The sequence below is a fragment of the Streptomyces sp. NPDC017936 genome (assembly GCF_044328485.1).
Lineage (GTDB): Bacteria > Actinomycetota > Actinomycetes > Streptomycetales > Streptomycetaceae > Streptomyces.
Genome location: NZ_JBIRHK010000007.1, coordinates 376288 through 396201, shown reverse-complemented (window position 1 = coordinate 396201; position 19914 = coordinate 376288). Strand labels below are relative to the sequence as shown.

Genomic DNA, 19914 nt, shown 5'->3' with positions numbered 1-19914 from the left:
CGGGGGTGAGTCTCCTGCCGGAGCAGCGCTACCCCTCGGTGACCGAACTGACGCTCTCCGCCCGGGCGCTGGTCGCGCTCCAGCCCGCCCTGTGCGCGCTGCGGCAGGTGGGGCTGTCCCGTGCGGGACGGCCCCTGCACCTGCTCTCGGTGGGCCGTGCCCGGCGGGCCGTGCTGGTGGTCGCCGGGGCCCACGCGAACGAGCCGACCGGCGGGCCGACGCTCCTCGCCCTGGCCGAACGGGTGCTGCACGAGCGGGAGCTGCGGGACGGGACGTCCTGGCACTTCCTGCTGTGCGCGGACCCCGACGGGGCGAGTCTGCACACGGCCCCGGCGCCGCGCAGCCTGCTCGAGTACCACCTCGGCTTCTTCCGGCCGGCCGGCCCGGAGCAGCCGGAGTGGTCGCCCGCCGTCCTGCCCCCGGACCGGCTGCCGCCCGAGACGCGTGCGCTGACCCGGGTCATCGACGAGCTGCGGCCCTACCTCCAGGTGACGCTGCACGGCACCGAGCTGGGCGGCAGCTGGGTGCAGCTGACGAGGGACGTCCCGGGTCTCGCCGAACCGTTCGCCAAGTCGGCCGCCCAGCTGCACATCCCGGTGGAGACGGGCGCCTCCGACGCGGCGGGCTGGCCGGCCTCGGGACCGGGCGTGCACGTGATGCCGGGGCCGGGGGTGAGGGCGGCGTACCCGAGCATGCCGGACGACGCGCGGCACAGCACCTGGTACCACGCCCACCGCTACGGCGGCCTGACCGCGGTCGTCGAGGTGCCGATGTGGGCGAGCGACATGGTGGACGATCCCGCCCCGCACCCCGCTCCGGCCGCGGCGATCCGGCGGCTGGCGCGCCGGCTGCTGCGGGACACGGGGGAGGTGGAGCGGGTGCTGGCGGAGGCGCTGCCGCGGCTGGAGGGGGCCGACGGGCCGCTGCTGAGAGCGGCCCGGTGGGGGCTGGAGCTGGTGCCGGGCCTGGCCGCGGACCTGACCCACATCCCGCCGGCCGACACCACGAGGGCGTACGTCGGCAGCGTGGACGCCTTCGCCCGGCGGCTGCCGCTGCGGGCGGCGTCGATGCTGCGGCGGGTCCTCCAGGACCACGACGACCGTGCGGCCCCCCGGCTGGAGCGGCTCGTCGAGACCTGGAGCGAGGCCTTCGCCGAACGCTTCCGCGCCCGCTGGGTGCCCGTGGAGCACCAGGTGGAGCACCAGTCCCGCACGGTCGTGGCGGCGGCGCTGCACGCACGCGAGGGGACGGCGTAGGCCCCGCGCCGCCGGTGTCAGCGCCCGGGCGGGACGGTCCGGACCGGCGGCTCCGGGCGCTCCGGCCCTCGCACGTCGTCCAGGGCGAAGACGGCGCCCGTCCGGGCGCGCATCACGCAGGCGTTGGCGAAGGTCTCGGTGTAGGCGACGGGGCGGCCGTTCCACCGGCCGGCGGCCTGTGCGGTCACCGGGGCGTACACGAGGGCGCAGATGCCGTCCTGCGGGGGGACGGCGCGGATGTCGCCGTCCGCCGCCGCGAGGTCCGCGCAGGCCTCCGCGGCGTGGGGGTGGCCGCCCTGCGGCGGGTCGCACAGCAGCAGGGTGGCGCGGGCGCCGCCGGCCGGGGAGTCGCCCGCGGTGAGCGAGAGCCGGAGCCAGTCGCCGGGGGCGGGGAGGTGCGGCGCGGCGGCCCGCGCGGGTACGACGGCGGCGAGGAGGAGCGCGGCCGCGGCCGGGAGGGCGACGAGGAGGCGGGGGGTGGGGAATCGCGTCATGCCCGGTGCATCGGCACGGCCGGCCGCGTTCCCCAGTCCGGCTCACCCGATCGTGCGCCGGGGCGGGGCGCCCGGCCGGTTCGGACGCGGCGGGCACGCCTCGCGCCGGGTGCTCCGCCCGGCGGACGGCCGGGGCGCCGGCGAGGCCGGGGCGGAGCAGGAGGCGGTCGGCGGCGGGGCGGACGGGCGGGCCGTGCCGGGGCCGCCGGGGAGCCGGCGCCGCACGCGCGCGAGGAGGCGTTCCAGGACGCGGGCGGTGCGCCATCGCGCAGGGGCACGTCGACACCGCCCCGGGACGGCGGACTCGACCGGCGATCAGTTGGCGGAGAGCCGGAAGGCCATCCTCCCGAAGGCGACCTGGTCGCCCTCGCGGACGACGGCCGCGCCGATGACCCGGCGCCCGTTGACGGTCGTGCCGTTGGTCGAGCCGAGGTCGCGCAGCACCCACGTGCCGCCCTGGCGGCGGAGTTCCGCGTGCACGCGCGAGACGCTCTCGTGGGTCAGCCTGAGGCCGTTGGCGGGGTCCCGGCCGATGCGCAGGGGGTGGTCGGTGCCGGGGTGCGGCAGCAGCAGCTTGGGCAGCCGTTCGGCCTGCCAGGCCCGACGCAGCCGGACGGTGAAGCCGGAGACCGCCTCGACGGTGCCGAAGACGGCACGGGAGAAGCGGTTCTCCTGGGGCAGGTCGGCGGTGAGCGCGGCGAGTTCGTCGGAGCGGCGGGCGGCGAGCGCCAGCTCCATGCGCCGGATGAACGTGTCGTGCGACAGGCGGCCCATGGCGACGCCGTCGTGGAGCACCTTCAGCGCCCGGTCGCGTTCCGCGTCGGACAACCGCGCGGGGTACGTGTGGAACTCGAAAGACGACGTCACGCTGGTGATTGTCGGTCAGTGAACCGTGAGTGTCCAGAAAACGGGAAATCCGTGCTCGTCACGCGCGTGCCCGGGTGTTCCCCGGCGGATCGGTCCCGTTTGGAGCACGATGGGACGGACTACCTCACGGTGAGCAGACGAAGGGGAACCGTCCGTGCAGTTCGAGGTGTGGGCACCGCAGGCCGAACGAGTGTCGCTCCGGTGCGACGGCGTCACGCGCGCGTTGGAACGTGATCCCGGGCGAGCGGGGTGGTGGACCGGGGAGGCGGAGGCCGCCGACGGGTCGCGGTACGGCTTCGCGGTGGACGACGGCCCGGTCCTGCCCGACCCGCGCTCGCGCCGCCAGCCGGACGGCCCCGACGGCCTGAGCGCGGTCGTCGACCAGGCCCGGTACGCGTGGCGTGCGCCGTGGCCCGGGCGGCCGCTGCAGGGCGCGGTCCTGTACGAGCTGCACGTGGGCACGTACACGCCCGGGGGCACGCTGGACGCGGCCGCCGAGCGGCTCGGTCACCTCGCCGAACTGGGGATCACCCACGTCGAGTTGATGCCGCTGTGCCCGTTTCCCGGCCGGCACGGCTGGGGGTACGAGGGCGTCTCGCTGTGGGCGGTGCACGAGCCGTACGGCGGTCCCGAGGCGCTGAAGCGGTTCGTCGACCGGGCCCACGAGCTGGGACTCGGCGTCGTCCTGGACGTCGTGCACAACCATCTCGGCCCGTCCGGCAACCATCTGCCCGCGTTCGGCCCGTACTTCACGGACACGCACCACACGCCGTGGGGGTCCGCCGTCAACCTGGACGCGCCCGGCTCGGACGAGGTGCGCGCGTACCTGCTGGGCAGCGCGCTGGCCTGGCTGCGCGACTACCGGCTGGACGGGCTGCGCCTGGACGCGGTGCACGCGCTGGCCGACACGCGCGCGTACCCGTTCCTGGAGGAGCTGTCCGCGGCCGTGGACGCGCTCGCCGCGGAGACGGGCCGGCCTCTGTTCCTGATCGCCGAGTCCGACCTGAACGACCCGCGGCTCGTCACGCCCCGCCGGGAGGGCGGCCTGGGGCTGCACGGGCAGTGGAACGACGACTTCCACCACGCCCTGCACACCGCCCTCACCGGTGAGTCCCAGGGCTACTACGCCGACTTCGCGCGCGACCCGTTCGCCGCCCTGGCCAAGACCCTGACCGGCGGCTTCTTCCACGACGGCACGTACTCCAGCTTCCGGGGCCGCCGCCACGGACGCCCGCTGGACCGCGCGCGGCTGCCCGCGCACCGGCTCCTCGGCTACAGCCAGACCCACGACCAGGTCGGCAACCGCGCGCAGGGCGACCGCCTGGCCGCCGCCCTCTCCCCCGGCCTGCTGGCCTGCGCGGCCACCCTGACGCTGACCTCCCCGTTCACGCCGATGCTGTTCATGGGCGAGGAGTGGGCCGCCGGCACCCCCTGGCAGTTCTTCACCGACCACACCGACCCCGAGCTCGCGGAGGCGGTACGGCGCGGCAGGCGGCGCGAGTTCGCCGCGCACGGCTGGGCGGAGGAGGACGTGCCCGATCCGCAGGACCCGGCGACGCGCGAACGCTCCTGCCTGGACTGGTCCGAGCCGCGGCGCGAGCCCCACGCGCGCGTGCTGGACTGGTACCGCCGGCTGATCGCGCTGCGGCACGACCGGGCCGACCTCACCGACCCCGACCTCGCCGACCTCAGGGTCGCCCACGACGCACAGGCCCGCTGGCTGGCCTTCCGGCGCGGCGACGTCCGGGTGGCCGTCAACCTCGGCAAGGCAGCGGCGGCGATCCCCCTCGGCCCGCGGCCGGCGCGCGTGCTGGCCGCCTGGGAGCCGGTTCAGGCCCCCGGGCCGGACGGACTCCTGCACCTGCCCGGGGAGGCGTGCGTCGTCCTGGAACAGGAGTGAGCGGGGCCGTCCCGCGCCGGCGCGGGACGGCACTCGGCGCGCCTACCCGTCCGCCCCGTCCTCCCGGAACTCCGTGACCCGTTCCAGCAGGATCGTCTCCCAGGCCCGTCGCAGCCGGGTGCGCAGGAGGGTCAGGGGGTCGGCGCCGCGGCCGTCCAGGCGGTCGGCGAGGCGGACGACGGTGTCGCAGCGGGCGAGCCAGAGGCCGCGCAGGCAGGGGCGGGCGCCGTAGCCGGCGAGGGTGGCGGCGCGGACGGCGGCGCCGGAGCCCACGGCGAGCGCGAGGCCGGCGATGTCCTCGGCGGGATCGCCGACGACCGCCCCGGTCCAGTCGAGGACACCGCGCACCCGGCCGTCGGCGCTGAGAACGAGGTGCTCGCCCCGCAGGGCGTGGTGGACGAGGACGGCGGGGACGGGCCGCGCGGCGAGCTGGGCCGCGCCGGGCGGGGTGAGCTGGTGCAGGCGGGCCGGGTCGAACTCGTCGGCGGCGGCGAGGCGTTCGGCGGCGGCCACGGCCATGCGGCGCAGCGCCTCCAGGGAGCGGGGCGCGGCGCGCGGCACGCCGAGGGTCTCGGCCCGGCGGACCGGCACCTCGCGCAGTCCGCCGAGCAGTCCGGCCAGGTCGGCCTCGCCGAGGGCGGACACGTCGTGCTCCTCGCCGGTACCGCCCGGCACCCGGGTGTCCAGGGTGTAGCCCAGGCCCGGCGACCACTCGCCGTGCGCGACGCTCGTCGGCACCGCGACCGGGACGTGCAGGCGGACGAGGTCGCGCAGCCGCAGTTCCCGGCGCTGCCGGAGGGTCGCCTCCCGGTCGGGGGCGAGCCGCAGCACGTGGCGGGCGCCGACCCACCACGTGCACCGCCCGGCGTCGTCCTCGCGGACGGGCCGTACGTCGGATCCGGCGCCGCCCCCGGTGCCGTCCTCGCCCTCCTCGAGGAGCGCACGGACCAGTCTGCGGACGGTGTCCGCGGTGGGGGTGGGTGCCTGGGTCATGGTCGCGCCGTTGCCGTTCGGGAGGGGTGCCGGGGACTCCACGGAATGCCTCAGTCCACTATGACCATCTCGCGGGTGGTGTCGTTGAGGCGTCGGCCGCCGTCCTGGGTCACCGTGACGATGTCCTCGATGCGCACGCCGAAACGACCGGGCAGGTAGACGCCGGGCTCCACGGAGAAGCACATGCCGGGCACGAGGGGCTGCTCCTCGCCCTCGATCATGTACGGCGGCTCGTGCGTGGTGACGCCGATGCCGTGGCCGGTGCGGTGCACGAAGTACTCGCCGTAGCCGGCGCCGGCGATGACCGCGCGGGCCGCCCGGTCGACCTCCTGGCAGGCGACGCCGGGCCGCACGGCCCGGAAGCCGGCCTCCTGGGCCTCGCGCACCAGGTCGTGGACCCGGCGCTCCTCGTCGGTGGGTTCGCCGACGTGGACGGTGCGGGAGGTGTCGGAGCCGTAGCCGTCCTTCAGGCCGCCGAAGTCGAGGACCACCATGTCGCCCCGCTCGATGACGCGGTCGCCGACCTCGTGGTGCGGGTCGGCGCCGTTGGGTCCGGAGGCGACGATGGTGAAGTCGACCTGCGAGTGGCCGAAGCGCCGCAGCAGACCGGCGAGGTCGGCGCCCACCTCGGACTCCCGGCGGCCGGCGAAGGGCACCTTCCGGATCTCCTCGAACGTCCGGTCCGCGGCCGCCCCCGCGGCGGCCATCAGCTCCAGCTCCGCCGCGTCCTTGACGGCCCGCAGCATCGGCAGGGCCTCGGTGAGGGAGGCGTAGGAGCTGCCGGGCACGGCCTTCTGCAGGCCCAGCAGGTGCATCGCCCAGGCGTTGTCGCTGACGCCGAACCGCCCGCCCGCCTCCAGGAGGCCCGCCGCGACGGCGTACGGGTCCTTGCCGTCGGTCCAGTCCCGCAGGGTCAGCACCGGGGCGCCGGCCGCCTTCGCGGCGTCGGGGGCCTCCAGGGTGGGGACGACCAGGACGGGTTCCCGGCCGGGGGCGAGGACGAGCAGGGTGAGCCGTTCGGTGACGGCGGGGGGCGCGTAGCCGGTGAGCCACACGAGGTCCGGGCCGGGTGCCACCAGGAGGCCGGCCAGTCCCGCGTCGCCGGCCTCCCGCGCGGCCCGTTCCATGCGGGCCCGGTAGTCCTCCGCGGTGAAGGGCGCGGGCGTGCTGCCGGTCATCCGGTCCTCCCTGACGGGCGTCTGCGGGACGTGATGGCTACGGGCAGCATCCTGCCCGGACTGCGGGGGCGGCGCGAGCCGATTGACGGGTGTTAATGGTCGGGGATCTTCGGACCGTTAGGTCTGACGTCCGTGTCCGGTGACGGCGTCAGCCACCTCGCCGGAAGGCACACCGCCGCGCTCGTCCTCGCCCGCATCGGCGATCCGCCCGTGGACGGCGGCGCCAGGGCCACCGAGCGCGCCGAACGGGTGCGCGACCGCCTCGGGAGCGGGGACGGACCACGTCCGGCGGGACGGGAGAAGCGGCCCCCGCGGTCTCCCGTCCCCTGGGCCCGGCACCCCGGCGGGGGCGGGCGGCCCGGCCCCGGTGAGGCGTCAGCCCGCCCGCAGGGCGGCGGTGCCCGGCGCCGCGGGAACGCCCGGCGGCACCGGCCCGCCGGGCGGCTTCGGGACGCCTGCCGGCGCCGGGCTCGCCGACAGCGTCGGGGCGGCCGGCGGGCGGTCCGGGAGGAAGCCGTGGGCGCGGCGGGCCAGGTGGGCGGGCTTGTAGCGGTCCACCCGGCGGTGCCAGTTCAGGATGCCCGCCAGCCAGTTCCGGAGGTCGGCGACGTATCCGCGCATGGCCTCGCGGCCCTCGGCCGACAGGTCGAAGTCGTCGTAGAGAACGGGCAGTTCGTGCGCGACGACATGCTCGAACTGCTGCATGCGCCGGGTCATCAGGTCGTGGACGACGCCCAGCGCGGTCGGGTAGTCGCAGCCGAAGAAGTGCTGCACGACGAGGATCGCGTTGTGCATCTCGCCCTCGTACTCGATCTCCTTCTGGTACGAGAAGACGTCGTTGACCAGGCACGCGTAGTCCATGGCCGCGTTCTCCAGGGAGCGGACCGGGCCGCTGCGGTGGATCTCCGGCGGGACGGCGGGGCCGTGGCCCATGCGGCACAGGCTCAGGGTGAGGTCGGAGCCGAAGGTGGCGCGCCGCATCTCCAGGTAGTCGACCGGGTCGGGGATGCGGTTCTGGAGCTGGTTGGACAGCTCCCACACCCAGCTCTCGGTCATCACGTCGACCGCGTCGCGCAGGGTGCGCCGCTGGCCGGGGGTCATGGGGGCGGTGGTCCGCCGCCACAGGTCGACGAGGCCGCGTTCCATGGCGTCGGCGGGGGCGGGCGGCTCCTCCCCGTCGACGGGCATGCAGGCCGACAGGCGGGCCGTGGTCAGGCGGGCGGCGGCGAGGTCGCGCCGGTGGCCGAAGACGAGGGGGTAGTAGTCGTCGCCGTAGGTGCCCCAGGCGAGCCACTGGGAGCTGAGGTCGAGTTGCTCCGGGGTGGCGTCCGGGTCGAGGCCGGCCGCGCACAACGGGAGGTCGGCCGCCGCGAGCCGGTCCTCGTCCCAGACGCCCTCCCGCAGGATGCCCATCCGGTGGGCCCAGTCGGTGAGGCGTCCCCGGGCGCCGTCCAGGTGCGGGCACAGCTCCACCTGGAAGGGCATGAGGAAGTCGGGCAGCAGGGAGGGGCCGACCTTCCGGTAGGGCACGTGCGTGTGGGCGCGCAGGCGTTCGGCGGCGGCCGCGGCGAGCAGCGCGCCCACGTCGGAGGCGGAGGTGCCGGGGCCGGCCGGTTTCCGCCAGGGCGCCACGGAGACGGCGCCCTGGTTCATGTACCGGCTGGAGCGCAGGTGCCATTCGTGGCCGCCGGACTGCCAGTCCTGGAGTCCCTTGGTGTAGGCGGCGACGGCGGCCACCTCGTCGGGCCGCAGTCCCTTCTCCAGGGCGAGCGCGGGCACTTCGGTGAGGGCCGTGTGCTCGAACTGGTGCAGGCGCGAGGTGAGGATGTCGTTGACGGTGTCGGCGGCCTCCTGGGTGGTGCAGCCGAAGAAGGTCTCCAGGACCAGCACGCCGTTGCTGTTCTCGCCCTCGTCCTCGACCTCGCGCTGGTAGGAGAAGAGGTCGTTGCGCAGGTGGACGGCGTCCGAGAAGGTCTCCGTCAGCACCCGCAGCGGCCTCGAACCGGCCACGGACGCGGGGACTTCGGCGGTGGCGTACTCCACGAGCCCGGCCGACCAGGGGGCGCCGCCCACCTTGCGGCGCATCTCGATGTACTCGACGGGGTTGGCGATCCGCCCGGAGTCGATGTTGGACAGCTCCCACATCGACTCGTTGAGCAGGTGCTCGGTGGCGACGGCGAAGCGGCGGCGCCAGTCGGCGGACATCGCCGGCACGGTGCGCGCCCACAGGTCGGCGAGGCCCGCCTCGACCGGGTTCCGCGGCTCGGGCACGGGAGTCGACGGGTCCAGCGGCATGAACAGCGGCAGCCGGTCCAGGTGCGCCTTGCCGGCGGAGCGGTCCGGGACGCGCTTGAACATGTCGAGGAAGTGGTCGTCGAAGAAGAACACCCACACGTACCAGTCGGTGATCAGCGAGAGGGCCGGGCCGTCGCAGTCGGGGTGGGTGTAGGCGCACAGCAGTCCGTAGTCGTGCGCCTCCAGGTCGGACCGGTCCCAGATCCCGGACCCCTCCAGCATGCCCATCTCGCGCGCCCACGCGGTCGAGTGGGCGCGGGCCTCCTCGACGTGCGGGTTCAGCCGCGCGGGATACGGCATGTAGAAGTGCGGGAGTTCGAACGGCTGCGTCATGGCCGGGCCCTACCCGGGGCCGCCGGCGGCCATCCACCGGGCGGCCCGTGATCACACCATCGCGTGAACCGGGCGGGAACCGTACGATGCGCGCGCCCTTGCCGGGTCGTCGGTCACCGGCCACCGTGGTCGCATGACCTCCTTCGTGCTCCCTCATGAGCTGCACGGCGACGGCGCCCACAAGGTGTTCGCGGTGCACGGCTGGTTCGCGGACCGGTCCGCGTTCGCACCGGTGCTGCCCGACCTCGACCGCACGGCGTTCCAGTACGCGCCGGTCGACCTGCGCGGCTACGGCGCCGCCCGGGACGCCGACGGCCCGTACGGCACGGCTCAGGCCGCCCGGGACCTCGTCGCGCTGGCCGACCGGCTCGGCTGGGAGCGGTTCTCCGTCGTCGGGCACTCGATGGGCGGCGCGGTGGGCCAGCGGCTGCTCGCGGACGCCCCGCACCGGTTGCGCCGGCTGGTCGGCGTCTCCCCCGTGCCCGCCTCGGGGCTGGCGCTGCCGCCGGAGCAGTGGGAGCTGTTCGCGGACGCGGCGCACCGGCCGGAGAACCGGCGCGTCATCCTCGACGTCACGACGGGCGGCCGCCGTCCGGCCGCCTGGCTGGACCGGATGGTCGCCCGCTCCCTGGAGGTCAGCGACCCCAAGGCGTTCCGTGCCTGGCTGGACTCCTGGGCCGGGGAGGACTTCCACGAGCGGGCGGAGGGGGCGACGGTGCCCGCCCTCGCCGTGACCGGGGCCCTCGACCCGGCGCTGCCGGCGGACCTCCTGCGCGGGACGTGGCTGCGCTGGTACCCGCGCGCCGAGCTCCACGAGTTGCCGGCCGCCGGGCACTACGCGATGGACGAGACGCCGCTCGAGCTGATCCGGGTGGTGGAGGACTTCCTCCGGGAGGACGGCGGACCGTCCTGACCGTGTCCGGGGCAGCGCCCGTCCGTGCCCTCGGCGGTACGCCGGCGTCGGTGCCGTGACCCGCCGGGCGCGGACGTCACCTCCTCACCTGGATCAGCGCGTGCGTGCCGCTCGTCCGCCAGCGCTGCCCCTCGGCGGCGGCCAGCGCGGCCTCGGTGTCCGCCGTCAAGCCGGTGACGACGTCCGACTTCAGGGTGCGCAGGGCGGCGACCGGGCCGGGGAAGTACGCGGTGACGTCGCTGAAGGGGGTCGTCGGCGGCCAGGGCCGGTCGCCCACGAGACGACGGTAGTTGAGGTCGCCCTTCACGATCGTGAGGGTGGCCGCGGCGAACTCGGCGCGCAGGTCGTCCGGCATGTCCGCGTACGGCAGCGGTGCGGCGGCGAAGGGGTGGGCGCGGACCGTGAGGGTGCCGTCGGCCATCGCCGCCCAGAGCCGCCGGCCGTACGCGGCGGCCTCGCCCGGCGCGGCCGTCAGCCGGCGCAGGGCGTCGACGACGTCGGCCGTCGTGGCGTCGGAGACGTAGTACGGGCAGGGCTTGACGTGCAGGACGACCCGGCCGGTCCGGCCGTGGGCGAGGAGGTGGGCGGCCAGCAGGAGGTCGGGGATCAGCTCGCGGCCCGCGTTGTCGGCGACCAGGCACAGGGTGCCGGTGGCGGACCGCGTGTCCGGCAGCAGCGACCAGAGGGCGTCGGTGTCGTCGGCGACCAGTCCCGGTACGGCGGCCCGGCCCTCCGCCGTGGCGTCGGACAGCCGGAAGCCGAGGTCCGCGCGGTTGCCCCACAGCGAGCCGTGCAGCAGGGCGTGGGCCCGTTCCCCGGCGGGGCGGGCGGCGAGGTCGTCGAGGGCGGCGAGTTCCTCGTCGGTCGCGGGGGCGTCGAGTTCGGCGAGCTTGAAGGGGCGGAAGGGGTCGATGCCCTGCCAGGGGCCGGGCGCGAAGTAGCCGACGGCGTGCAGGAGACGGCGGTAGAAGTAGCTCTCCGCCCACAGCCACGGCACCTCGGACCAGGGCCGGCCCGCGTGGTCGTCGAGGCCCCAGGCCCGCCACCGGTCCCGGTCGTGGGCGTCGGCCGGGAGCGCCTCGATCACCCCCCGGGTGCAGCTCGTCAGCAGCTCGTCCAGGGCGCGGTGGATGTCGGGTCCGTACGGGAAGGCGTCCCGCACCTGCCGGATGATCGCGGGGTGCCGCTCGGCCAGGACGGCGTGCGGGAAGGAGCCGGGCCGGTCGCCGACGAGCACGGGCGGGGCGGGGGTGTCGGGCATGCGGCTCACCGTATCGCGGGGGTGCGGGGCGGCTCCGGCAGGCGGCGCACGCCGGCTCCCCCGGTTTCCCGGCCGCGCTCCCCGTCTCACACCACCGCCATGACCTCCCGTTCCAGCCGGGCCGCGAGGCTCAGGTAGCGCGGCCGGCGGGGCACCGGGACCAGTCCGCGGATCAGGACGTGCCACATCTCGGCCATGCGGCGCGGCAGGCGCGCGTGCGGCTCGCGGGAGCGGCCCACCACGCGGGTGCCGACGAAGAAGCAGACCAGGGAGTGGGCGACCGCGTCGACGTCGACGTCCGGATGGATGTCGGACTCCTTGACCGCGGCCGTCAGCCGCCGGGACACCAGGTCCAGCCACTCGGTGAAGGGGTGCGGGACGGGTGTCCGCGGCGGGGCCGCGCCGGTGGCGAGCCGCAGCCCCGCGCGGGCGATGGGCCCCTCGACGGACAGCCGGGTGATGCCGAAGGTGAGGCGCATCAGGGCTTCGAGGGAGGGGTAGCCCCGGTCCTCGATCTCGCCGGCCACCCGCCGGGAGGCTTCGGACTGCAACTCCATGATCGCGTGGGCCAGGTCCTCCTTGGCCGCGAAGTGGAAGTAGAGGGCGCCCTTGGTGACATGGGCGTGCTCGACGATGTCGCTGAGACTGGTCGACTCGTAACCGTGCCGGTCGAACAGGTCGGCCGCAGCCGTGATGATCGTCGCGCGGGTCTGTTCGGCGCGTAACTGCCTCGCCATCGACTGGACTCTCCCGGGCCGCCGGTAAAGAACGGGTCGTGCCGTTTGTTTCTGACCCCTCGTACACCATAGCTCACCGTCGGGCGGTATCCACCAGGCACTCGAAGACTGCCGACTCCCCTTGAACTCCCCGCACCCGTACATCGGTTCCGTGGCCGTCCTGCGCCTCGAACCAGACGGGTTCGTCCAGTTCGGCGTACCGGTGGAAGTGCGCGCGGTACGCGACCGGCGCCCGTCCGCCGCCCGTCCGCAGCCGTGCCGCCTGGCGGGCGCCCTCCAGCAGGAGCATGCCGGGCACGTGGTCGAGCGGGTGGTCGAAGAAAACGGGGTGTGCGGTATCTACTCTCAGCTGCCAGCGGGCGGGGCGGTCGGTGGCGGCGAGGACGACGTCGGAGGCGAGGGCGCGGTCGACGGAGGCGGCGGGCAGGCCGGGCGGGACGGGCACGGCGGTCACCGTGTCCGGGGTGCGGCCGCCGCGCAGCCTGCGGTAGACGGGCCCGCTGACGCAGGTGAAGGCGACGTCCGCGGTCGCCACGCGGTCGCCCTCGCGCAGGACGTGCGCGGTGTAGCGGGCGGCGGCCGGACGGCGGCCGCGGTACTGGAGGTCGGTGAAGACCAGGTCGACCTCCGGCTCGGCCGGCAGCGGGCCGACGCCCAGCCGCCCCAAGGCCGTGCGGACGTGGAACTCCTGGAGCACGAACTGGTGGTCCAGGGGCACGTCGTACTCTGCGTGGGTGATCAGGGTGCCGCTCTGCCGGATCGTCTCGACGACGAGCAGCGGGTCGTACGAGGACCAGTCCTGCGACACGTGTAAACCGTGCGCCCGGGGCCACTGGGCGGAGACCGTGAAGCGGTCGGTCCCGGTGCGCCGCCAGCCGGTGAGGAGGGTTTCGGCGACGGCGGCGCGGTGGACGAGCTGGCGTGGCACGGTTGCCGTCAGGGTCGGAGCATCGGCAAGCTGCCGCGGTCGAGTCATCTCTCTCCCTACGGTCCCCCGAAGGCCACGGCAGACGGAGAACCGTCCGCTCCGGTGAGCGTTAGAGTACGAGGCGACCGGTTTGTTTTCAATGAGATCAGTCGACGGCATCCTATGATCGGGCCGCACCCGCTCACGATCGCGGGTACGGGCCGACTCGGTGCCGTGAAGGGGCTCTTATGGCGAAACAGGAGCGCGCGATCAGGACGCGCAGGGCGATCCTGGAGGCGGCCGGCGCGGTCTTCGACGAGCACGGCTACACGTCCACCACCATCGCCATGGTTCTGGAGCGCGCCGAGGTCACCAAAGGCGCCCTGTACTTCCACTTCCCGTCGAAGGAGTCCCTCGCGCAGGCGGTGCTCAACGAGCAGGTGCCCTTCGGGGCGGTCCCGCCGCAGCCGTGCAAGCTCCAGGAGATCGTCGACATGACGTTCGTGGTGGGCCAGCGGCTGCTGAGCAACGCGCTGCTGCGGGGCAGCGTGCGGCTGGCGGTGGACCAGGAGACGCCGTCCGGCGTCGATCACGGCGAGCCGTTCCGGCAGTGGGCGCAGCGGCTCACGGAGCTGCTGGAGGCGGCCCGCGAGCGGGGCGAGTTGCTGCCGACGGTGAAGCCGTCGGAGACGGTGGAGCTGCTGGTGGGCGCCTTCGCCGGGATCCAGTTGATGTCACGGGCGCTGACCGGCCGGGGGGACCTCGCCGACCGGCTGTCGGTCATGTGGGCGCACGTCCTGCCCAGCGTCGCCGTCCCGGGCCTGCTGCCCGGCCTCGACGCCCGGGCCGACCGCGGGGAGCGCGTCCTGGCGTCGCTGGAGCGCGCCGCCTCCTAGGACACCGGCGACGATGCGCGCCCTGACCGCGTCCTCGGCGGGGGCGACGGCCCACGCGCTTCGGCCCGCTCCTGCGGCGTCCCGCTCGCGAAGCCGTCTCCGCCGCACGCGCGGCGGGCCGGCCGGTGTCCATCCGCACCGGCCGGCCCGCCCGTTCGCACGGGAGTCCCGGCTCCCTCAGGCGTACGGCTCCGTCAGCCGTTCGCGCTCGCTCAGAAGGTCGGCTTCCAGCGGTTGAGCCGGCCCGTGTCCTGGACGGCCACGTCCTGGACGCGCAGCTTCCAGGTGCCGTTGGCGACCTCGCCGGAGGCGTTCACCGTGTAGGTGGTGTTGACGTCGTCCGCGGAGTCCGAGGTGCTGGAGGACTTCAGGCGGTACGTCGAACCGTCCGGCGCGACCAGGTCGATGACCAGGTCGCCGCGGTAGGTGTGGGTGATGTCCACGCCGGCCTGGAGGGCCGGGGGCGCGTTGCCGGTGCGGCCGGTCACCGCGAGGGAGGACTCGATCGCCGAGCCGTCGTCCGGGACGGACACGACGGTGGTGCTGGTGAAGGTGGCGCCCCCCGTGGAGCCGCCGGAGCCCGCGGTCACCGCCCGCACCGTCCTCGCCGCGTCCGCCGGACCCGCGCCGCAGCCGCCGGAGCAGGCGCCGGGCGGGGCGGAGCGGCGGTCGATTCGCTTCGTCGTCGAAGCGGCGGGGGGTGAATCGAGGAGCAACGCGAGGGCCGGCCAGGCGCGGTGCCGACCCCTGGGGTCACCTGTGGGTCAGCCGTGGTGGAACGACAGGCAGAGGAACAGCCGTGCGAATACAGGGGAAACCCTCGGTCCGGCCGGAAACCCACCCTTGACGGCGGGCGTTCGCCGGCGATCGTCCCGCTTTGCTCATGTGACGCCGGGTGCGGGAGACGACTGAACGCGCCGGGCCGGCGGTCCGTACTGGACGGAAGACCGTTCCCGCGCCGGCCGAGGAGACGTCCCCGATGCCCCGCACCACCGCACGCTCCGCCCCCGCACGCCGCACCACCGCCCTGGCGGCCACCGCGGCCGCGGCCCTCGCCCCGCTCCTGCTGGGCCTGTGGGCCGCGGGACCCGCCGAGGCGCACGGCGCGCCCACGGATCCGGTCAGCCGGGTGTACGCCTGCTCCCCCGACGGCGGCGCGCCGTCCCGGTCCGCGGCCTGCCGGGCCGCCGTGGCGGCCAACGGCGGCGCCTTCACCGCCTGGGACAATCTGCGCGTCGCGAACGTGAACGGCCGCGACCGGCAGGTCGTTCCCGACGGGCAGCTGTGCAGCGGCGGCCTGCCCGCCTACCGGGGCCTCGACCTCGCCCGCGCCGACTGGCCCTCGACCCGGCTGGCGCCGGGCGGGACGCTGCGGATGCGGTACGTCTCGACGATCCCGCACACCGGCACGTTCAAGCTGTACCTGACGAAGCAGGGCTACGACCCCTCGCGGCCGCTGACCTGGTCCGACCTGCCCGCGCGCCCCTTCGCCGAGATCAGGGACCCGGTGCTGACCGACGGCGCCTACCGCATCACGGCGAGACTGCCCGCGGACCGGACCGGGCGGCAGGTGCTGTACACGATCTGGCAGAACAGCAGTACGCCGGACACCTATTACTCGTGCTCGGACGTGGTGTTCCCGAAGGCGCCGGCGAAGGCGTCCGCGCCGTCGGCGGCCGCGGCGACCACGACGCCGCAACCGCCGACGGGCGGCGCCCCGGTCACGGCCACGTCCGCCGCGCCCGGTACGCCCACGACGGCCGGGGCGGCCGCGGCGGCCGCCTCACCCGCCCCGGCCGCCCCGGCCACGCCCGTGAGCAGCCCGGTGGCGTCCACGGCCGGAGCCGGCGCCGGGCCGTCCGCGCCCGTGGTGGCGGGCGGCGCCGCCGCGGTCCTGGTGCTGACCGGCGGCGCCGCCCTGGTGCTGCGCCTGCGACGGCGCTGATCGGTGTCGTCCTTTCGCTCAGTTGACCGTGACGGGCAGTCCGCCGCTGGTCACCGGGGCGTACTTGGCGCTGAAGTAGGCGTTGGCGAAGCAGAGCGACGAGCCGGACAGCTTGGTGAACGGCTGGTTGGCGAAGGCGATGCTGTTGTCGGCGTTGCTCGTCGTACCGGCCAGGGCGGGACCCTCGTAGATGCAGTTGACGCTGCCCAGCAGCGTGCGCAGGACGACCGTCGTGCGGATCTTGGAGCCGGCGGGCGGCGACACGGTGATGCCGGCGCCGGAGGTGACGGCCGCCGCGTACGGGAGGTTGTTGACCGTGATGCTGGTGACGCCGAGCACGCCGAGGACGTTGGAGGTGCAGTTGGCGAAGGTCTGCGCGGTGAGCGACTCGGTGGCGGTGCCGGGCGCGGCGGGGTTGGCGGTGACGGTGGCCGAGAAGCTGGACGACGCGCACGAGACGCCGCTGGTGCCGGTGGCGCTGGAGTAGAACGTGGCGGCGGTGCCGCCGGCCAGGGACGCGACGAGCTGGTCCCCGACGGCGACGTCGCCGTTCGCCGTGGTGAGGACCGCGGGGCCGGCCGCGGAGGCCGGGGTGACGGCCGCCAGCGAGAGGGCGGTGACGGTGCCGGCGGCGGCGAGGAGTGAACGGATGCGCATGCGGGTGCCTCTTTCCTGAAGTGGGGGGAACTGCTGGGGAGTCGTGCTTCATGTGGGGAGACCAGCGGGGTGCGTCCCGATGTCGCCGGCGCCGGCCCGTGACGCCTTCTCCGTACGTGACGGACCGGCAGCGGAAGCGGCGTCGTGCCGAACGGCAGGGGCATGCGGTCCTGGACGGCGCCGTGGAGAAACGCGAACTCGGGCGCAGGACGGCCCGTGCTGGATGCCCGGGCAGGTGTACCCGTACTGGCGGGGGTCCGGCCGCCGACTGGCGACGGCCGGACCGGGTCCGGGAGCGCGGACAACGGTCACCGCGCGGCGGATCCGGCGCCACGGATCCGGGCTGAACCACGAGATTTGTAGACCCGTGTATCAGTCAACGTCAAGGAGCTGTAAGGAAGTTGATGCGGCAACAGATAAATGCGACGGGCCGGTGAACCGGCCGGGGCGCAGGCCGCACACCATGGACACCGTTTTTCCACACCTCCCTTGACCCCCCGGTGTAACCATCGGTAACTTCCTCGTTGGCTACTGCCGCGTAACGTGAAAGCCCTTCCGGCTTCCGGGAGCCGTGAGGAGGCGTACGCGGCAGCCGCTGTCCGCGCCAGGACAACGCGCCGCTGAAGCCCAACCCGCATGACTATGCCCCTGGGAGCAGACATGGCCTCGTCCTCGGACGTCTCGTCGTCCGCCGAGAACACCCCCGAGAACCCGGAAAGCGGTTCCGTGGAAAGACGCGGCCGGGTCCGGCTGCGCCGGGCCGCCGTGATGGCGGTCCCCGCGACCCTCGCCGCCGCGGGACTCGCGGTCCTCACCGCCCAGGGAGCGCTGGGCGTGCAGTTCGCGATCTCCGGAATGCCGTTCGTGGTCACCGCCGACAAGCTCGAGGGCGACGGCTTCGCACAGTTCGGCTCCCTGGACCACATGATCGAGGACAGCCCCAACCAGGGCGACACCGGCGGTCAGGTGCTGGTCGTCACCTCGGTGGTGAAGTCCGGGAAGCTCACCAACCTCTGCCAGAGCGTCGACCTCGGCGGCATCCAGCTCGTCCTCACCGCCGGCAACAAGGGCACCAAGGTGGGCGTCGAGAACCTCGCCATCGACTCCGACGAGATCACCGGCAACGCCGACTTCAACAACATCGAGATCGGCCGTGACGCCAGCACCTTCGACAAGGTCGGCACGCGGGGCCTGCCGGGCGTCTACGGACAGCAGGCCGACAAGGTCGTCATCACCGACCTGTACCAGCACAACTACGCCGCCACCGCGGCCGTCTTCAAGCTGCCCGACCTGCGCATGAGCTTCGACAGCAAGGGCTGCTCGAAGTGAACGGCTTCCGCCGGTGGAGCGCGCGCCGCCCCTTCCCGGGCGGCCTGCTGCTCGTCCTCGGCGGGACGGAGATCCTGGTGACCATGAAGGCGCCGCTGCCGGTCATCCTGCACATCGGCATGCAGGGCCTGGCCGGTTACCTCCTGCCGACCCTGATGGTGCTGATCGGGCTGCTGATCCTGTTCAACCCGTCGCAGCGCCTGTTCTACTCGATCATCGGCGTCCTGCTCTCGCTGGGCACCTGGCTCACCTCGAACCTCGGGGGCTTCCTCATCGGGCTGCTCCTCGGGACCGTGGGCAGCTGCCTCGCCTTCGGCTGGCTCCCCGATCAGGATCCGCGGCGAAGCCGCCGCCGGCGGCGCAAGGAGGCACGGGCGGCCGCGGAGCCGCTGTCCCTGTCGAAGGCGGAGAAGCCCGCCTGAGCGCGACCGCGCGCCGGACCGAGTCCGGTGCCGGGGCCGGGACGACCACGGACGACGGGTCGTGCCCGGCCCCGACGCCGCGGGCACGCACCCCCTGACACGCGGTCCCGCGCGGGGCGGAAGCCGGTCAGGCGCGGAAGGACGGCCGACGCGGTGCGGCACGGGAGCCGGCCCAGGACCGGCGGAACCACGGAACAGCGGCGTCCGGATGACGTTCCCTCACCTCACCAGCACCGACGGCCTGCTCCGGTCCGCCGCTGAAGGCCAACATCACAATGCGGCAGCAGCACCTCACCCCAAGTGGTTGTTCACTTGACTACCAGCGGTCACACAAGGTTGGCTCCGAGCCAGCGACGCCGCAGCCGGTGCACACCCCTCGTGCCGACGGCGCTCGCCCCGTCCTCCTGCTCTGCCGCACATCGAGGTGCCGCCCTCCGTGAACACTCCCCTCCCCGCTCACCCGTCCCCCGGTTCCCTGAGATCCGCCCGCCTGACCGCCCTGGCCGCCGTCTGCTGCCTCCTCGTCGCCGGCTGCTCGGGCGCCGAGGCGTCCGGCCCGGACACGGACGAGGCGGGCCGGGCGGACGGCCGGCTCAGGATCGCCCTGGTCACCCACGGCGGGGAGGGCGACGCGTTCTGGGAACTGGTGCGCAAGGGCGCCGAGGCCGCCGCCGCCAAGGACGGGGTCGACCTGACCTACGCGAGCGACGCCGACGCCGCCGGGCAGGCCGAGCTGGTGCGGGACGCGATCCGCGACCGGGTCGACGGGATCGCGGTGACCCTGGCCAAGCCGCAGGCCATGAAGGGTCCGGTGGCCGCGGCCAAGGCGGCCGGCATCCCCGTCGTCGGCCTCAACTCCGGCATCGACGCCTGGCGGTCGACGGGCCTCCTGGAGTACTTCGGCCAGGACGAGAGCGTCGCGGGCCGCGCCGTCGGCGACAAGCTCGACGGCCTCGGCGCGCGGCACGCCCTGTGCGTCATCCACGAGCGGGGCAACGTGGCCCTGGAGGCACGCTGCGCGGGCGTGAAGAAGACCTTCGCCGGCGAGACCGAGATGCTCTACGTCGACGGCACCGACATGGACGCGACGACCGACGCCGTGCGGGCGCGCCTCCAGCAGGAACCCGGCATCGACGAGGTCGTCACCAACGGCGCGCAGTTCGCGAAGGCCGCGGTGGAGGCGGTCGGAAAGGCGGGCAGCGACGCCGAGGTCGCCACCTTCGACCTCGACGGGGAACTGGTCGGCGCCGTCCGCGACGGCAGCGTGCAGTTCGCGGTGGACCAGCAGCCGTACCTCCAGGGCTACCTCGCCGTGGACGCGCTCTGGCTCTACGAGACCAACGGCAACCTCAGCGGCGGAGGCGTGGCCCCCGTCCTGACCGGCCCGGCCTTCGTCACGAAGACCAACGTCGCCGAGGTCGCCCGGTTCGCCGCCGACGGCACGCGCTGACCGCGCGGCTCCCCGCCGGCCGGCTCCCCCTCGCGCCCCGGCCCGCCGCTCGCCCCCGCCCCGCCTCCCCGCTGATCGCCC

The 19914-nt window shown here is 74.6% G+C and carries 17 protein-coding genes and 1 pseudogene; 8 read left to right on the top strand and 10 right to left on the bottom strand.

Annotation, left to right across the window (positions count from 1 at the left end; genetic code table 11):
• Positions 1 to 5 precede the first annotated feature (5 nt).
• Positions 6 to 1256: a M14 family zinc carboxypeptidase gene (locus ACH4F6_RS17585; protein ID WP_397961057.1), complete on the top strand. Its 1251-nt coding sequence runs from the start codon at positions 6 to 8 to the stop codon at positions 1254 to 1256.
• Positions 1257 to 1273: 17 nt separating this feature from the next.
• Here ACH4F6_RS17585 and ACH4F6_RS17580 read toward each other — a convergent pair whose 3' ends face one another.
• A complete protein-coding gene (locus ACH4F6_RS17580) occupies positions 1274 to 1750 on the bottom strand; it encodes an SSI family serine proteinase inhibitor (protein ID WP_397961056.1) in 477 nt (158 codons plus the stop codon).
• A 315-nt stretch (positions 1751 to 2065) separates the two neighbouring features.
• Positions 2066 to 2617: an FHA domain-containing protein gene (locus ACH4F6_RS17575; protein WP_397961055.1), complete on the bottom strand. Its 552-nt coding sequence runs from the start codon at positions 2615 to 2617 to the stop codon at positions 2066 to 2068.
• Positions 2618 to 2771: 154 nt separating this feature from the next.
• Between ACH4F6_RS17575 and treZ the strand changes: the two genes are divergently transcribed.
• Complete coding sequence (gene treZ / locus ACH4F6_RS17570; RefSeq protein ID WP_397961054.1) at positions 2772 to 4517, top strand: malto-oligosyltrehalose trehalohydrolase; 1746 nt, start codon at positions 2772 to 2774, stop codon at positions 4515 to 4517.
• A gap of 42 nt (positions 4518 to 4559) precedes the next feature.
• On the opposite strand, the gene ACH4F6_RS17565 is transcribed toward treZ, so the two are convergent.
• The 3 genes from ACH4F6_RS17565 to cyc2 form a co-directional block, all read right to left on the bottom strand.
• On the bottom strand, positions 4560 to 5510 hold the full coding sequence (locus tag ACH4F6_RS17565) for an aminoglycoside phosphotransferase family protein (RefSeq protein WP_397961053.1): 951 nt from the start codon (positions 5508 to 5510) through the stop codon (positions 4560 to 4562).
• Between the two features lie 50 nt (positions 5511 to 5560).
• A complete protein-coding gene (locus tag ACH4F6_RS17560; RefSeq protein WP_397961052.1) occupies positions 5561 to 6688 on the bottom strand; it encodes an aminopeptidase P family protein in 1128 nt (375 codons plus the stop codon).
• Between the two features lie 375 nt (positions 6689 to 7063).
• Positions 7064 to 9316, bottom strand: coding sequence for a germacradienol/geosmin synthase Cyc2 (gene cyc2, locus ACH4F6_RS17555; RefSeq protein ID WP_397961051.1), 2253 nt, complete (start codon positions 9314 to 9316; stop codon positions 7064 to 7066).
• Between the two features lie 133 nt (positions 9317 to 9449).
• On the opposite strand from cyc2, the gene ACH4F6_RS17550 reads away from it, so the two are divergent.
• Entirely contained in the window at positions 9450 to 10229 is a 780-nt protein-coding gene (locus ACH4F6_RS17550) for an alpha/beta fold hydrolase (protein ID WP_397961050.1), read from the top strand.
• Positions 10230 to 10305: 76 nt separating this feature from the next.
• On the opposite strand, the gene ACH4F6_RS17545 is transcribed toward ACH4F6_RS17550, so the two are convergent.
• The 3 genes from ACH4F6_RS17545 to ACH4F6_RS17535 all read right to left on the bottom strand — a co-directional run bounded on the left by ACH4F6_RS17545 (position 10306) and on the right by ACH4F6_RS17535 (position 13155).
• Positions 10306 to 11490, bottom strand: a complete 1185-nt coding sequence (locus tag ACH4F6_RS17545; protein ID WP_397961049.1) for a damage-control phosphatase ARMT1 family protein — start codon at positions 11488 to 11490, stop codon at positions 10306 to 10308.
• 86 nt (positions 11491 to 11576) lie between these two features.
• Positions 11577 to 12227, bottom strand: coding sequence for a ScbR family autoregulator-binding transcription factor (locus ACH4F6_RS17540; RefSeq protein ID WP_397961048.1), 651 nt, complete (start codon positions 12225 to 12227; stop codon positions 11577 to 11579).
• Between the two features lie 73 nt (positions 12228 to 12300).
• On the bottom strand, positions 12301 to 13155 hold the full coding sequence (locus ACH4F6_RS17535) for a ScbA/BarX family gamma-butyrolactone biosynthesis protein (protein ID WP_397961047.1): 855 nt from the start codon (positions 13153 to 13155) through the stop codon (positions 12301 to 12303).
• 227 nt (positions 13156 to 13382) lie between these two features.
• On the opposite strand from ACH4F6_RS17535, the gene ACH4F6_RS17530 reads away from it, so the two are divergent.
• Positions 13383 to 14030, top strand: a complete 648-nt coding sequence (locus tag ACH4F6_RS17530; RefSeq protein ID WP_397961046.1) for a ScbR family autoregulator-binding transcription factor — start codon at positions 13383 to 13385, stop codon at positions 14028 to 14030.
• 212 nt (positions 14031 to 14242) lie between these two features.
• Here ACH4F6_RS17530 and ACH4F6_RS17525 read toward each other — a convergent pair.
• Positions 14243 to 14686, bottom strand: a pseudogene (locus tag ACH4F6_RS17525) (proprotein convertase P-domain-containing protein); the annotation flags it as partial.
• Positions 14687 to 15009: 323 nt separating this feature from the next.
• On the opposite strand from ACH4F6_RS17525, the gene ACH4F6_RS17520 reads away from it, so the two are divergent.
• Entirely contained in the window at positions 15010 to 15975 is a 966-nt protein-coding gene (locus ACH4F6_RS17520; protein WP_397961045.1) for a lytic polysaccharide monooxygenase, read from the top strand.
• 18 nt (positions 15976 to 15993) lie between these two features.
• Here the strand turns inward: ACH4F6_RS17520 and ACH4F6_RS17515 are convergent, their stop codons facing one another.
• Positions 15994 to 16632 (bottom strand): Tat pathway signal sequence domain protein, encoded by a 639-nt coding sequence (locus ACH4F6_RS17515; RefSeq protein ID WP_397961044.1) that lies wholly within the window; start codon positions 16630 to 16632, stop codon positions 15994 to 15996.
• 660 nt (positions 16633 to 17292) lie between these two features.
• Here ACH4F6_RS17515 and ACH4F6_RS17510 point away from each other — a divergent pair.
• The 3 genes from ACH4F6_RS17510 (at position 17293) to ACH4F6_RS17500 (ending at position 19833) form a co-directional block, all read left to right on the top strand.
• Entirely contained in the window at positions 17293 to 17961 is a 669-nt protein-coding gene (locus ACH4F6_RS17510) for a DUF6230 family protein (protein ID WP_397961043.1), read from the top strand.
• Positions 17958 to 18383: a DUF6114 domain-containing protein gene (locus tag ACH4F6_RS17505; protein WP_397961042.1), complete on the top strand. Its 426-nt coding sequence runs from the start codon at positions 17958 to 17960 to the stop codon at positions 18381 to 18383. Before ACH4F6_RS17510 ends, ACH4F6_RS17505 begins: the two co-directional genes overlap by 4 nt.
• 436 nt (positions 18384 to 18819) lie before the next feature.
• The gene (locus ACH4F6_RS17500) at positions 18820 to 19833 is read left to right on the top strand and encodes a substrate-binding domain-containing protein (RefSeq protein WP_397961041.1); all 1014 of its coding nucleotides are present in this window, start codon (positions 18820 to 18822) and stop codon (positions 19831 to 19833) included.
• Positions 19834 to 19914 lie beyond the last annotated feature (81 nt).